We start from the raw sequence: 14,202 nt of genomic DNA on the forward strand, positions 1-14,202 counted from the left end.
AGGACACGGAGCCGAGGTTGCGCTTACCTCCCCCTCCGTCTGGCTAGCGCCAGCCACCTCCCCCTGGCGGGTGAGGATCGCAAAGTTCTAGCGTTCCCCCCCGAGCGACATGCCCGCGCACTCACAAAACCTGTCGCCAACCCCGCCACTGTGGCAGCAGGCGCGCATGACCCCGCCGCCGCTCCCGATCCTCACCGTACTCCCCAACCTCCTCGCAACCCTGCGCGACCGAACCTCGGCCGTCCTCGTAGCCCCCCCCGGCGCCGGCAAAACCACCGCAGTCGCCCCCGCCCTTCTCACCGAACCCTGGTGCACCGGCGAGATCCTCCTCCTCTCCCCCCGTCGCCTCGCCGCCCGCGCCGCCGCCGAACGCATGGCCTCCACCGCCGGCGAGCCCGTCGGCCAGACCTTCGGCTACGCGACCCGCATGGACAGCAAGCGCTCCGCCTCGACCCGCGTCACGGTGATCACCGAAGGCATCTTCGTCGCGCGCATCCAGGCCGATCCCGAACTCGCCGGCGTCTCCGCCGTCCTGTTCGACGAAGTCCACGAACGCAGCCTCGACGGCGACTTTGGCCTGGCGTTGGCGCTCGACGTGCAAGCCGGCTTCCGCCCGGATCTGCGCATCGTCGCCATGTCCGCAACGCTCGACGGTGCGCGGTTCGCGGCGCTCATGGACAACGCTCCGGTGATCGAGAGCGAAGGCCGCAGCTATCCACTCACCCTCCGTCACATCGGCCGCCAGGCGGAATTGCGGATCGAGGATTCGGTCGCCGCCGCGATCCGCCGCGCGCTCGGCGAAGCGGGGGGCGGCGTGCTCGCCTTCCTCCCCGGCGTCGCGGAGATCGAGCGCACCGCCGACCGCCTCGCGAACCTGCCCGACGACATCGTCCTGCACGAACTCCACGGCAGCCTCGATCCCGCGGCGCAGCGCGCTGCGATCCTTCCCGAACCCGATGGTCGGCGGAAGGTCGTCCTCGCCACCAGCATCGCCGAGACCAGCCTGACGCTCGACGGCATCCGCATCGTCGTCGACTCGGGACTGGCGAGACGCCCGCGCTACGACCGCGCCGCCGGGATGACGCGGCTAGTGACCGAACGCGCAAGCCAGGCCGCCGTCATCCAACGCGCCGGCCGCGCCGCGCGGCTAGGGCCGGGCATCGCGTATCGACTGTGGGAAGAAGCGGCGACTGCCGGACTTCCGCGCTACGATCCCCCCGAAATCCTCGAAGCAGACCTGTCTGCGCTGGTGCTCGCGTGCGCTCTCTGGGGTGTCGGCGATCCTCGTGACCTCCGCTGGATCGACCCACCCCCCGCGACTGCGATCGACGAGGCGATGGCGCGGCTGACGACGCTCGAAGCGATCGAGGACGGTCGCCCGACGCCGCATGGCCGAGCGATCGCCAAACTGCCGATGCCCCCGAGACTCGCGCACATGCTGCTGAGGGCAGGGGAGCGCGGCCTGGCGCCGGTGGCAGCCCAAATCGCAGTCCTGCTCGGCGAACGCGGCATCGGCGGGCAGGACGTCGACCTCGAAACTCGTCTCCGCAGATGGAAAACCGAACGCGGTGCAAAGGCTAATGCAGCACGAGCGATGGCCGACCGCTGGGCGAAACTTGCCCCCCCTCCCGCAAGCGGGAGGGGGAGCAGAAGTATGCGTGGCGCTCGGCTTCCCCGACCGTGTCGCCCGGCGTCGCGATGCGTCTGGCGAGACCTGGGCCTCGGTCGGCGGACGTGGGTTCAAGCTCGACCCGACCTCGCCGCTCGCCCGCTCCGAATGGCTCGCCGTCGCCGACACGCAGGGCTCGGCCGCCGGGGCGCGCATTCTCTCCGCGGTGGCGATCGATCAAGCCACCGTCGAAACCCTCTTCGCAGACCGCATCGAATCCCGCCGCACTGTGACGTTCGACTCTACAACCGGCGGTATCCAAGCCCTCCGCGAACGCCGCCTCGGCGCGATCCGCCTGTCCAGCGGCCCCGACAGCAGCGCCGACCCTGACGCCATCCTCGCCGCACTGATCGACGGCGTCCGCGAGCACGGCCTCGCGCTGCTCCCGTGGAGCGACGGCGCGCAGGCCCTGCGCGACCGCGCCGCCTATGCCGGCGTCCCGCTCGACGACGCGACCCTGCTCGACCGCGCCGACGAATGGCTCGCACCGCTCCTCACCGGAAAGCGCCGCCTCGAAGCGATCGCCCCCGGCGCGCTCGCCGAAGCCCTCCGCAACCTGCTCGGCTGGGACGCGATGCAGACGATCAACCGCCTCGCCCCGCCCGATTTCACCAGCCCCGCCGGCAGCACGCACGCGATCGACTACGCCGCGGAAGGCGGCCCGCGCGTCGAGCTCCGCGTCCAGGCCCTGTTCGGCCTCGCGGTGCATCCGACGATCGGCGAGGCGCGCGTGCCGCTTGTCCTCAGCCTCACATCCCCCGCCGGCCGCCCGATCCAGACGACGCGCGATCTCCCCGGTTTCTGGGCGGGTAGTTGGACCGCGGTGGCGAAGGAAATGCGCGGGCGATATCCGAAACATCCTTGGCCCGACGACCCCGCCGCGGCGTCCGCGACGCTGCGGACGAAAAAGGCGGATGCAAGGGCCGCCGGTTCGCGATAAGGGGACATCCATGCCAACCGCCCGTATCTTCCAGCGCCCCAAGAACGCCATGCAGTCCGGCAAGCACCGGACCGACGCCTGGCAGCTCGAATTCGAACCCTCGGAGCCGAAACGCCCCGACCCGCTTACCGGCTGGGCCGGCAGCGGCGACACCCGCGACCAGGTGCGTCTGCTGTTCCCGACCGCCGAAGCGGCGATCGCGCACTGCGAGCGCGAGGGGTTCGGCTACACCGTCGTCCCCGCGCCGCAGAAGACGCTGAAGCTGCAGAGCTACGCGGATAACTTCAAATAAGCTCGGGGAGCGGCGCTAGGCCCCCCGTACTTCTTTGTTCTCCCGCGAAGGCGGGAGCCCAGTCTGGGTCCCCGCCTTCGCGGGGAAACAAGTCTTGAGCGCTTGATCGAGCGCGACTCCCGCCGCTAAAGAATCGACCCCGCCAGGATCAGCAGCATCTTGGTGTCAATCGCCACGCCTGCGGCCCGCTTCTCCGCCACGAACCCCGGCACGTCCGCCAGCGCCACCCGGTGCACGGTGATATTCTCGTCACCATCCCCGCCGCCATCGCCGACCTTGGACAGCCCGGTCGCGCGCACCAGCGTGAAGCATTCCGACGTCATCCCCGGCGACGAATAGAATACGCCAAGATTCTCGATCGCGTCTGCTCGGTAGCCCGTCTCCTCTTCCAGCTCGCGCCCGGCTGCCACCGCGACGCTCTCGCCCGCGGTTTCGTCACCGACCAAGCCGGCCGGCAGCTCCAGACACGCGCGGCCCAGCGGCACGCGGAACTGCTCCACCAGGATAACGTCGCCGTCGTCGATCGCGACGATCACTGCCGCTGCGATCTCGCCCTGGCGCGCGGCAAATTCCCACGTGCCCTCGGTCTGCACGGTCAGGAATTTCCCGGCCCAAACGGTTTTGCTCATAGTTCGATCAGCCTGTCGGGAAGTTCGTTGACCGGCGCACCGGTGCGGGGGAAATGTTCGGCGAGCACCGCGCCGATCTGCGCCACCGCGTCTGCCATCCCGTCGGCGGGACGATCGTCGCGCACGCCGGCCAGCACCGCCGCCATCGCCGCGCCCCAGGTCTCGTTCGGCACGCGCGAGTGGATCGCGTCGTCGGCGATGATCTCCGCGCGGTGCTCGGCGAGCGACAGGTACAGCAGCACGCCGGTCGAGCCCTTGGTGCGCTTCTCGGCCCCCGCCCGGAACAGGAGCAGAGCCCGCCGCCGCACGCGCCGTGCCTTGGTCGCACCCGGCGTCAGCGCCACCCGCACCGACGTCGCCGCCAACACCAGCCGCGCCGCCAGAAACACCAAAGTCACCAGCACCAGCGCGACCACGTACAGCGCACCCTGCGGTGCCGCCTGCCAGGGATCGACCAGCGCGTAGATATGGTCCGCTGCGACCGGGTGGAACGCAAGCAGCGCCAGCGTCAGCAGCATCGCCAGCACCGCCCAGTGCAGCGACACGTCGTGATACGCATCCGACTGCCGTGCGACGATCGTGACGATCTCGCCGGTCGTTGCGGTCTCCGCCTGCGTCACGGCCGCGGTGACGCGGTCGTGATCGGTTTCGCTCAGTCGCATGTCACCAACTCCCCGATGCGCCGCCGCCACCGCCGGATCCACCGCCGCCGCCGCCGAAACCGCCGCCGCCCCAGCCGCCGCCGCTATCGCCGCCGCCACCACCGAAGCCGCCACCGCCGCCCCCACCACGGGTCATCGCATCGGCGATGCTCCACAGCACGATCGGCAAGGCACCGCTGCCACCGCCACGGCTCCCGCCATCGACATACTGCTTGCCGCCCGCACGCCGCGAGATCATCGGGATGACGATCGCCGCCAGCACGATGCCGAAGAAGATCAGCCCGATCGGCACGCCGCCGCCACCCGAATTCGCGCGACGATGCGTCTTGTCATACTCTGCCGCCGCCGCGGTCACCTTTGCGCGCGCCTCCGCATCGGGCAGCGCGAGTTGGTCCGCCACCGCATTCGTCCCCGCGACGATCCCACCGGGGATGTCCCCCGCCTTGAAGCGCGGCAGGATCTGCTGGTTGATCACCACGCTGGAGAACGCATCGGTCAGCACCGGCTCCAAGCCATAGCCGACCTCGATCCGCACCTTCCGGTCGTTCGGCGCGACCAGCAGGATCGCGCCGTTGTTCGCATCCTTCAGCCCGACGCCCCAGCTCCGGATCAGCGCATTGCCGTAGTCCTCGATCGGATAGCCTTCGAGATCGGGCACGGTCGCGACGACCAACTGGTTGCCGGTCGCCTTTTGCAGGTCGTCGAGCCGCTTGGTCAGCGCCGCTTCCTGATCGGGCGGAATCACGTTGGCCGCATCGACGACGAAGCCGGTGAACTTGGGAAGCGTCTGAGCGGTCGCGGCATTGCTCCCCAGCAATACCGCGAACGCCAGCGTCAGGAGGTGGCGGAGCATAATGCCCCGATCAGCTCGCGTTGCCGAAGTTCACCGTCGGCGCGGTTTCGGCACCCGGCGTGGTCGCCGCGAACGGCACCATCGGCTTGGCGCCATAGAAAATCTTCGCGCCGACCGCGTCGGGGAAGGTGCGGATCTTGGTGTTGTAGGCCTGCACCGCGCCGTTGTAATCGCGCCGCGCGATCGTGATGCGGTTCTCGGTGCCTTCGAGCTGGCTCATCAGCGTGGTGTAATTGGCCTGGCTCTTCAGCTCGGGATACGCCTCCTGCAAGCGCTGGAGCGACAGCCCGACCGCGCCCTGGACGCGCTGATACTGCTCCATCTTCGCGGGGTCGGAGAGATCGGCGGCCGAGACCTGGACCGAGTTCGCAGCCGAGCGCGCCTGCGTCACCTGGACGAGGATATCCTTCTCCTGTGCGCCGGCCGCTTTCACCGTCGCGACGAGATTGGGGATCAGGTCGGCGCGACGCTGATAGTTGTTCTGGACGTCGGCCCAGCGCGCCTTCGCGTTTTCCTCGGCGGTCGGCACGCTGTTGATCCCGCACCCGGCCAGCGCCGATGCGAGGAGGATCGCGGCGGTACCGCGGGCGATTGGGGCACGTGACATCGGAGCTCTCCTGAATACCTGTGTCACCCTCATAGGACAGTCCGCAGGGTTGGCGAAACCGAAATCGATGGTTAGCCTTGGCCCGAACAGGGAAAGGAGCGGTAATGCTCAAGGAATTTAAGGCCTTCATCATGCGCGGCAACGTGCTCGATCTCGCCATCGCGGTGATCATCGGCGCGGCGTTCGGCAAGATCGTGACGTCGTTGACCGACGACGTACTGATGCCGATAATCGGCAAAGTCTTCGGCGGGCTCGATTTCTCAAGCTATTTCTGGCGGATGGGCGCGGTGCCCGCGGGCTATGTCGGCTCGCTGACCGATTACGCGGCGCTCAAGAAGGCCGGCGTCCCTCTGCTCGGCTATGGTGCGTTCGCGACGCAGCTCGTCAATTTCGTGATCGTCGCGGGTATCATCTTCATGATCCTGCGGGTGGTGAACCGGACGGCGGCGCTGATCGAGCGCGAGACGGCAAGGTTGAAGCGCGAGGAAGACGCTACGCCCGTCGCGCCCGCGCCAGAGCCGGTCGAGATCGCGCTGCTGCGTGAGATCCGTGACGAGTTGAAGGCGCGAGGGTGATCGCCTTGTCCCTCTCCCCTGCGGGGAGAGGGAGGGAGGAGCCGCAGGCGACGGAAGGGTGAGGGGAGTGAGGCTCGGGACGTTGCATCCCAACTCCCCCTCATCCGGCGCTGCCGCGCCACCTTCTCCCCGAGGGGAGAAGGACACGCTAAGCCGCGACCAGATCCTCGGCGTTGGCATCTGCCAAGCTCGTGCCATCCAGAATCCGCGCAGTCTCGTCCCGCACCCGCATCATCGCATAGCGGATCGCGCAATCCGCCTCGCTCTTGCAGTCGAGGCACGGCCGGTACGCGGTCCGGCTTACGCACGGCACCAGCGCCAGCGGCCCCTCGATGATCCGGATGATCTCGCCGAGCGAAATCAGATGGCTCGGCCGCGAGAGGCGATAGCCGCCCATCTTGCCGCGATGGCTGTGGAGCAGACCGGACTCGCGCAGATCGGCGAGGATCAGCTCGAGGAACTTGCGCGGCACGTTCGCCTCGGCGGCGATCCGCGTCATCGGGATGGGAGGGCCGCCGGCGGGAGCACCGCCAAGGAAGATCATCGCGCGGAGCGCGTAGCGGGAGCGCTGCGTCAACATAATGCAGGTTGCTATGCACGCGCTTTGTGGCGAGCGGAAGGCGGTTTGGCACGTTGCATGCTGCACTGTGGCATTTGGTAATAAAAAAGCCGCCCCGCCCGGGCTTTTCATCGCGTTGCGGCCCCCCTATATCGGCCATGCCGTCGGGGGAATCTTCTCTTGGCGGCTATGGCGATAAACCGTGGCGTGTCATAGACACAGCGGACCCGGGGGCAGTACCCGGCGACTCCACCACCGCCCTCTTCGCAAGAGGGGGACGATGACGGGGTCGAACTAGGATCGACGTGTGTTCAACGACGCTATGTTTCGCTCGGAATGGGACCACCGCAACGGCCCATACACAAGTGCCAACGATAACGAAGCACTCGCAATTGCCGCATAACTGACGGTCTAACGACCTAGGTTATACGGACGAAAGCGCGGTTCGGGCCACACCGGGCAACAGAAGTGGAAACCGGCGGTACGGGGAGCACCGAGCAACAGAAGCTCCCCACTTTCAGGATCATGCAGCCTGGTTCACGCGGCCTCGATCATGCGGTCAGGCGCTCAGCCAACCGCAACACCGGCGGGCTAAAGCCGAGCGGGCCCACCAGACCATTGGTCACGACCAGCACCCCGCCGCCCCAATAATAGGCCGGATGTATCCGCCCGCGCAGGCGCAGATCGTAGATCATCCCCGCAATGACGAACACCGCCATCGACGCGAACACCGCAAGCGGTCCGAACGCGCCCAGCAACGGCATCGGCAGGATCCGCCCCAGCGCCGGCGGCATGACCAGGATCGTCCCGCACAGCATCAAGCGCTTATGCCACGCCGCCTGCCGCCGCAGCGCGATCGCCCATGCCGTGATCACGCCGAAGCCGATCACGCCCGCCACGTCGAGCACGAGAAAGACGCCGGGCGGAAAGAACGGCGGCACGCGGTGCTCCTCGATCGCCATGACCGTGGTCACGATCCCCAGCACGACCATCACCGCGGCAATACCCGCGCCGGTCATGCCCAACTGGCGATGGCGCGCGACCGAACCGCGCACGATCAGCCAGTTCTGCACGACGTAAAGCATGATCCATGATGAGAATACCACGGCATGCAGATGGACATGCCAAGGCAGCGAAAAGAACGTCCAGTGCGTCCGCGCAGCGTTCACGGTAAAGCCGAAGATCACGGTGGCCGCGATGACTGTCGCCATGACCAGAAAGAAAAGGCGTTCGCTCGCCAAGCCATCTTGCAGCGTCGCGCGCGTAATGTTCGCCGTGGTCATCCTGTCGCCCCCGCGAGTCGATGCTCAGACGGAGGACGATGATCTCAATTGTCGCGATCGGCAAGTCGCAAGATAAGTGCCGCCCTTTAGCAAAAAATGCGGAATATTCAGCGGATCGACGTCAAGATTTCGTCAGGGCCGAAGAAGCCTGCTGATCTGCGCGCCGGTATAGGGCTTCTGCACGAATTGTGCCGCCGCGGGGAGGGCGGCGGTCGTGCCGTTGTCAGTCCCGGACGTGACGACGATTGCGATGTCGGGACGTTGCGCGTGCACCGCGTTGGCGAGGTCGATACCATCCAAATCGCCCGGCATGCGCACATCGGTGAACAGGGCGGCGATATCCGGCCGCTCCTTGAGCTTGACCAGCGCGTCGGCCGCATTGCTGGCTTCGACGACTTCATAGCCGGCATCCTCCAGCGCGAAGTTGGAGTGGACCCGGACGAGGGCGTCGTCATCGACGACGAGAATAACGGACTTCGAAGTGGCGTTCATAGCGGTTCGAACATCCGGCACGGACGTCCGTTCCGTTTCGGTCGCGTTTGCCCTGCTAAATCGGGCAGACCGAGCGGCACACGAAAAAGGGGCCCGGTTTCCCGAGCCCCTCCATCATTTGCCGTTAGGCGGCAAAGGCTTAGTCGCGATCGCCGGTCAGGAACGCCGGAGCGAACTCGGGGGCCTTGTCGCCCTCGGTACGCTCGGCGCGGGGGGCGCGCTCGCCGCCCTGACCACCGCCGTCGCGACGCGGGCCACGGCCACCGCCGTTGCCGCCTGCGTCACGACCACCGTCGCCGTCACGACGCGGGCCACGCGAGCCACGATCACCCCCATCACGACCGGCGCCGCCTTCGCCGCGCGGACCACGACCGCCGCCATCACGACCACCGCCGTTGCCGCCAGCATCACGACCGCCATCGCCGTCACGACGCGGACCGCGCGGACCACGATCGCCACCCTCACGGGGCTCACGAGCAGGACGCGTGTCCTCCAGCTCTTCGCCGGTCGTCTGGTCGACGACGCGCATGGAAAGGCGAACCTTGCCGCGCGGATCGATCTCGAGAACCTTGACCTTGACCTCCTGGCCTTCGGTCAGCGCGTCAGACACCTTCTCGACGCGCTCGTTCTTAATTTCGGACACGTGGACGAGACCGTCCTTGCCACCCATGAAGTTCACGAACGCCCCGAAATCGACCAGGTTGACGACCTTGCCGTCATAGACCTTGCCGACTTCGGCTTCCTCGACGAGGCCCTTGATCCACTTGATCGCGGCTTCGATCTGCGCGGGGTCGGACGACGACACCTTGATCACGCCCTCGTCGTCGATGTCGACCTTGGCGCCGGTCTGCGCGACGATCTCGCGGATCACCTTGCCGCCGGTGCCGATGACTTCACGGATCTTCGATTTGTCGATCTGGAAGCTCTCGATGCGCGGTGCGTGCGCCGACAGTTCCTCACGGGTGTGGTCGAGCGCCTTGGCCATCTCGCCCAGGATGTGCGCACGGCCTTCCTTGGCCTGCGCCAGCGCCTTGCCCATGATCTCCTCGGTGATGCCGGCGATCTTGATGTCCATCTGCATCGTGGTGATGCCCTCGGACGTGCCCGCGACCTTGAAGTCCATGTCGCCGAGGTGATCCTCGTCGCCGAGGATGTCCGACAGAACCGCGAAGTTCTTGCCCTCGAGGATCAGGCCCATCGCGATGCCCGACACCGGACGCTTCAGCGGAACGCCCGCGTCCATCATGCTCAGCGAACCACCGCAGACCGTCGCCATCGACGACGAGCCGTTGCTCTCCGTGATGTCCGACAGGACGCGGATCGTGTACGGGAACTCTTCCTTGGTCGGCAGCACCGGGTGCAGCGCGCGCCATGCGAGCTTGCCGTGACCGACTTCGCGACGACCCGGCGCACCGAAGCGACCGACTTCACCAACCGAATAGGGAGGGAAGTTGTAGTGCAGCATGAAGTTTTCGTACGAAAGCCCGTTCAGGCCATCGATCATCTGCTCCGCATCACGCGTACCGAGCGTGGTGGTGCAGATCGACTGCGTCTCGCCGCGGGTAAACAGCGCCGAGCCATGCGTGCGTGGGAGGAAGTGGACCATCGCCTCGATCGGACGGATCTGCGTGGTGGTGCGGCCGTCGATGCGGGTGCCGTCCTTGAGGATGGCGCCGCGGACGATCTCCGCCTCCAGCTTCTTCATCAGCTTGCCGGCTGCCATCTGGTCCTGCGGCGAGGCATCGGCGAACGCCGTCTTGCCCTTCGCACGAGCGGCATTCAGCAGGTCCGAACGCTTGGACTTGTCGGTCACCTTGTAGGCGGCCGCGATGTCCTTGCCGATCAGCTTCTTCAGCTTGTCCTTGGCGGTCGAGAGATCAGCCTGCTCGGCCATTTCCCAAGGATCCTTGGCAGCCTTCTCGGCCAGATCGATGATCAGGTTGGCGGCTTCGCGGCAGGCCTTGTGAGCGAACTGCACGGCGCCGAGCATGATCTCTTCCGAAAGCTCCTTGGCTTCCGATTCGACCATCATCACGGCCTGGCCGGTGGCGGCGACGACGAGGTCGAGATCGCCAGCCTTGGCTTCTTCCAGCGTCGGGTTGAGGATGTACGCGCCATCGACGTAGCCGACGCGTGCTGCGCCGATCGGGCCCATGAACGGCACGCCCGATATCGTCAGCGCTGCCGACGCCGCGACCATCGCGAGGACGTCCGGCTCGTTCTCGCCGTCATACGACAGAACCTGGCAGATCACGTTGATCTCGTTGTAGAAACCCTCTGGGAAGAGGGGACGGATCGGGCGATCGATGAGACGGCTGGTCAGCGTCTCCTTTTCGGTCGCGCCGCGCTCACGCTTGAAGAAGCCGCCGGGGATGCGGCCGCTCGCGGAGAACTTCTCCTGGTAATGGACGGTGAGCGGGAAGAAATCCTGCCCTTCCTTGACGGTCCGTGCAGCCGTCACGGCGCACAGAACGACGGTCTCGCCGAGGGTGGCGAGGACTGCACCGTTAGCCTGGCGCGCAACGCGGCCGGTCTCGAGCGTCAGCGTCTTGCCGCCCCACTGGGCGCTTACGGTCTTGGTATCGAACATTCTTTTTCCTTCACTCCAAACGCCAGATGCGTTTGGGGCCTATGTGCGGGCTTAGCCGGCCCGCGGCGGTGTGGAGCGAGTTGTCGCTCCTTGCCATTGCGCCGAATTGCGCTCTGGCGTTTGCCTCCGCGCGAAATGCGCGGAATCAAAACCCTATATACGAAAACGGCCCCCCGAGGGGAGCCGTTCGTGTTACTTGCGGAGACCGAGCTTCGCGATCAGATCCAGATAGCGCTGGCCGTCCTTGTGACGGAGATAATCCAGCAGCGTCCGGCGCTTGTTGACCATCATGAGAAGACCACGACGCGAGTGGTTGTCCTTCTTGTGGCCCTTGAAATGCTCGGTCAGGTTCTTGATGCGCTCGGTCAGGATCGCGACCTGGACTTCCGGCGAACCGGTGTCACCCTCGGCGCGCGAATGCTCCTTGACGAGCTCGGTCTTGCGTTCAGCGGTAATCGTCATGAATTCATGTCCTCGACATCACAGATTAAAACCGCGAACGACCCGGACGTCTCCGTCCTTGACCTCGACCAGCGCGACCGGGACAGCGTCCAGTTCGGCGAAGTATTGGCCATCGTCTGCGGCGATCCCGGCCAAGATACGCCCCTGTCGGAGCGCCCCTGCCTGGCCGGGGGTGAGGGAGAGAGCCGGGATGTCGTCCAGCGCCACCCTCAAGGGCAGAAGTACATCTTCAAGCGCGTTGCCTCTAGCGAGTTCGTCCAGTTTGTCCAGCGATATCGCGGAAGTGAGGTCGAACGGGCCGGCCTTGGTACGGCGCAACATCGTGACGTGGCCGACGGTGCCGAGCGCCAGCGCGATGTCGCGCGCAAGCGAGCGGATGTAGGTGCCCTTCGACACATGCGCGGTGAGGGTGACTTCCTCCAGGGACGTGTGGGACAGGGGCGCATCCTGCAATTCCTCCCCGACACGGGGAGGGGGACCGCCGTCCGCTTGGACGGGGGGGGAGGGGGGCTCGCCACCCGCGGAACGTTCGCGGAAGCCCCCCTCCACCAGCTGCGCTGGTCCCCCTCCCCGTACCGGGGAGGATAGCGAATGAATCGTCACATTCCGGCTCGCGAGCACCACCTCATGTCCAGCGCGCACCAGATCATAAGCGCGCTCACCGTCCACCTTCAGTGCCGAATAGGCAGGCGGCACCTGAGAAATCGGCCCGGTGAACTGCGCGAGAACCGCCTCGACCGCCGCCAAAGTCGGCCGCACATCGGACGTCGCGATGCTCACACCCTCGGCATCCAGCGTATCCGTCTGAACCCCGAACATCACCGTAAAATCATAGATCTTGTCGCTATCGAGCATCCGCCCGGCAAGCTTCGTCGCCTCCCCAATGGCAATCGGCAGCACGCCCGTAGCCAGCGGATCAAGCGTCCCCCCATGCCCCACCTTGAACTTCCCATACCCGCCGCTCCGCAAGGCACGCTTCACCGCCGACACCCCCTGCGTCGAGCCAAGCCCCAGCGGCTTGTCGAGAATGATCCAGCCATGCATGTGCGTAAGTCCTAAAGTATCGAGCGAGTAGCGGGCGACGGTGCGTGTCGATGCGAGACCGTACCCCACCCACTCCGTCATCCTAACGAAAGTCAGGACCCAGAGCCACAAGCGACGGTGTTCGGTACCCTGGGTCCTGACTTTCGTCAGGATGACGGGGAGGGGTGAAGCCTACCCCAAAGCCTCACAAAAATGCCGCCGACACAGCGCGACATACCGATCATTCCCGCCAATCTCGGTCTGCTGCCCCTCGGCAATAGCCCGCCCGTTCCCATCGACCCGCAGGTTCATAGTAGCTTTCCGCCCACACCCGCAAACCGACTTGATCTCCACCAACGAGTCCGCCAGCGCCAGCAACCGAGCCGACCCCGGAAACAGCGCCCCCTGAAAATCGGTCCGCAATCCATAGGCCAGCACCGGAATGCCAACCACGTCGCAAATATGTGCGAGTTGATCCACCTGCGCAGACGTCAAAAACTGCGCCTCATCCACCAGCACGCAGGAAATCGCATCCTCGCCGTGCTGTCGAACCACGCAAGCCCCGATATCCGTCCCCGCATCGAAAGCGATCGCCGGCGCCTCCAGCCCGATCCGCGACGTGATCGTCCCCGCCGCGAACCGATCGTCGATCGCCGCCGTGAACAACAACGTCCGCATCCCCCGCTCACGGTAGTTGAAGTCCGCCTGCAACAGGTTCGTCGACTTCCCCGCGTTCATCGACGCGTAGTAGAAATACAGCTTGGCCATGGGGGCAAAGAGCGGGAAGCTGGGGGGATGTCCAGAGGAGCGGTGCACTATGGCTCGGAATTCCCAAACCCGCTCCCGCAGGACCACCTCTCACCACCCGCTGCCCAACCACCACCCGTTCGTCCTGAGTAGCTGCTGAGCTTGTCGAAGCGGCGTATCGAAGGACAGGTTGGGATGCGGAACCTGTGCTTCGATACGAGCCCTCGATACGGCTCTTCGAGCCTACTCGGTCTCTACTCAGCACGAACGGGGAGGGGGAAGGGCACGAGGAGCGCAGAAGGTTCGGAACGGGATAGGACGTAGGAGGCGTTTTATTCCAATCGCCGCAAAGCCCTTACTGACTGCAAGCGAGGTGCTCGCAGCCCGCCAAAATCAATCTTCAGCCAGATCCCGCGCAACATGCGGATCCCGCAACAACTGGTCGATGTGCGTGCCCTCGTCGAAGCTCTCGTCCGCGAGAAACTTGAGCTTCGCGGCATACCGCATCTGCACCCGGTTCGCGACTTCGCGCTGGAGGTAGGCGGTGTTGGTGCGGAGCGCCTTCAGCACCTTCTCCTCGTCCTTGCCGAGCAGCGGCTTCACGAAGACGGTGGCGTGGCGGAGGTCGGGGGACATGCGGACTTCGGTGATCGTTACAAGATGCTTTTCGAGCACCGGATCGTGGACGTCGCCGCGCGCGAGGATGTCCGACAGCGCATGACGCGCCTGTTCTCCGACTCGCAAGCTGCGGACGGCTTTTGCTTCTGGGGTATCGGTCTTCATCTTAAGCTCCCTCTCCCCCTCGGGGAGAGGGCGGGG

The 14,202-nt window shown here is 65.9% G+C and carries 14 protein-coding genes, 1 other RNA gene and 1 pseudogene; 4 read left to right on the plus strand and 12 right to left on the minus strand.

The genetic code is table 11. The annotated features are described in order from the left end of the window. Window positions 1–166: 166 nt before the first annotated feature. Window positions 167–2,609: pseudogene (gene hrpB, locus H8S47_RS11365) on the plus strand (ATP-dependent helicase HrpB). A 10-nt stretch (window positions 2,610–2,619) separates the two neighbouring features. Further along, on the plus strand, window positions 2,620–2,901 hold the full coding sequence (locus H8S47_RS11370) for an ETC complex I subunit (protein WP_187503982.1): 282 nt from the start codon (window positions 2,620–2,622) through the stop codon (window positions 2,899–2,901). Between the two features lie 125 nt (window positions 2,902–3,026). Here the strand turns inward: H8S47_RS11370 and H8S47_RS11375 are convergent, their stop codons facing one another. The 4 genes from H8S47_RS11375 to H8S47_RS11390 are packed head-to-tail and all read right to left on the minus strand — an operon-like array spanning window position 3,027 to window position 5,652. Next, complete coding sequence (locus H8S47_RS11375; protein WP_187503983.1) at window positions 3,027–3,530, minus strand: NUDIX hydrolase; 504 nt, start codon at window positions 3,528–3,530, stop codon at window positions 3,027–3,029. After that, window positions 3,527–4,192, minus strand: coding sequence for a TPM domain-containing protein (locus H8S47_RS11380; protein ID WP_187503984.1), 666 nt, complete (start codon window positions 4,190–4,192; stop codon window positions 3,527–3,529). The genes H8S47_RS11375 and H8S47_RS11380 overlap by 4 nt, the downstream gene beginning before the upstream one ends. Window position 4,193: 1 nt before the next feature. Next, complete coding sequence (locus H8S47_RS11385; RefSeq protein WP_187503985.1) at window positions 4,194–5,045, minus strand: TPM domain-containing protein; 852 nt, start codon at window positions 5,043–5,045, stop codon at window positions 4,194–4,196. Window positions 5,046–5,055: 10 nt separating this feature from the next. Continuing rightward, window positions 5,056–5,652, minus strand: coding sequence for a LemA family protein (locus H8S47_RS11390; protein WP_187503986.1), 597 nt, complete (start codon window positions 5,650–5,652; stop codon window positions 5,056–5,058). Window positions 5,653–5,756: 104 nt separating this feature from the next. On the opposite strand from H8S47_RS11390, the gene mscL reads away from it, so the two are divergent. Beyond that, a complete protein-coding gene (mscL, locus tag H8S47_RS11395; RefSeq protein WP_187503987.1) occupies window positions 5,757–6,227 on the plus strand; it encodes a large conductance mechanosensitive channel protein MscL in 471 nt (156 codons plus the stop codon). 148 nt (window positions 6,228–6,375) lie between these two features. Here the strand turns inward: mscL and H8S47_RS11400 are convergent, their stop codons facing one another. After that, on the minus strand, window positions 6,376–6,807 hold the full coding sequence (locus H8S47_RS11400; RefSeq protein WP_060526568.1) for an RrF2 family transcriptional regulator: 432 nt from the start codon (window positions 6,805–6,807) through the stop codon (window positions 6,376–6,378). Window positions 6,808–6,907: 100 nt separating this feature from the next. Between H8S47_RS11400 and ssrA the strand changes: the two genes are divergently transcribed. Then, window positions 6,908–7,263: a transfer-messenger RNA gene (ssrA, locus tag H8S47_RS11405) on the plus strand. 74 nt (window positions 7,264–7,337) lie between these two features. On the opposite strand, the gene H8S47_RS11410 is transcribed toward ssrA, so the two are convergent. The 7 genes from H8S47_RS11410 to rbfA form a co-directional block, all read right to left on the minus strand. Continuing rightward, complete coding sequence (locus tag H8S47_RS11410; protein WP_187503988.1) at window positions 7,338–8,069, minus strand: hypothetical protein; 732 nt, start codon at window positions 8,067–8,069, stop codon at window positions 7,338–7,340. 132 nt (window positions 8,070–8,201) lie between these two features. After that, window positions 8,202–8,561: a response regulator gene (locus tag H8S47_RS11415; RefSeq protein ID WP_187503989.1), complete on the minus strand. Its 360-nt coding sequence runs from the start codon at window positions 8,559–8,561 to the stop codon at window positions 8,202–8,204. A 139-nt stretch (window positions 8,562–8,700) separates the two neighbouring features. Beyond that, entirely contained in the window at window positions 8,701–11,151 is a 2,451-nt protein-coding gene (pnp, locus tag H8S47_RS11420; protein ID WP_187503990.1) for a polyribonucleotide nucleotidyltransferase, read from the minus strand. Window positions 11,152–11,343: 192 nt separating this feature from the next. After that, window positions 11,344–11,613, minus strand: a complete 270-nt coding sequence (rpsO, locus tag H8S47_RS11425) for a 30S ribosomal protein S15 (RefSeq protein ID WP_055881152.1) — start codon at window positions 11,611–11,613, stop codon at window positions 11,344–11,346. Window positions 11,614–11,631: 18 nt separating this feature from the next. Beyond that, window positions 11,632–12,657 carry a tRNA pseudouridine(55) synthase TruB gene (gene truB / locus H8S47_RS11430; protein ID WP_187503991.1) on the minus strand — a complete coding sequence of 342 codons (1,026 nt, stop codon included), beginning with the start codon at window positions 12,655–12,657 and terminating at the stop codon, window positions 11,632–11,634. A gap of 171 nt (window positions 12,658–12,828) precedes the next feature. Continuing rightward, window positions 12,829–13,404 carry a thymidine kinase gene (locus tag H8S47_RS11435; RefSeq protein ID WP_187503992.1) on the minus strand — a complete coding sequence of 192 codons (576 nt, stop codon included), beginning with the start codon at window positions 13,402–13,404 and terminating at the stop codon, window positions 12,829–12,831. A gap of 372 nt (window positions 13,405–13,776) precedes the next feature. After that, on the minus strand, window positions 13,777–14,166 hold the full coding sequence (gene rbfA, locus H8S47_RS11440; RefSeq protein WP_107954753.1) for a 30S ribosome-binding factor RbfA: 390 nt from the start codon (window positions 14,164–14,166) through the stop codon (window positions 13,777–13,779). Between the last annotated feature and the right edge of the window lie 36 nt (window positions 14,167–14,202).

Source organism: Sphingomonas albertensis (genome assembly GCF_014358075.1).
Taxonomy (GTDB): domain Bacteria; phylum Pseudomonadota; class Alphaproteobacteria; order Sphingomonadales; family Sphingomonadaceae; genus Sphingomonas; species Sphingomonas albertensis.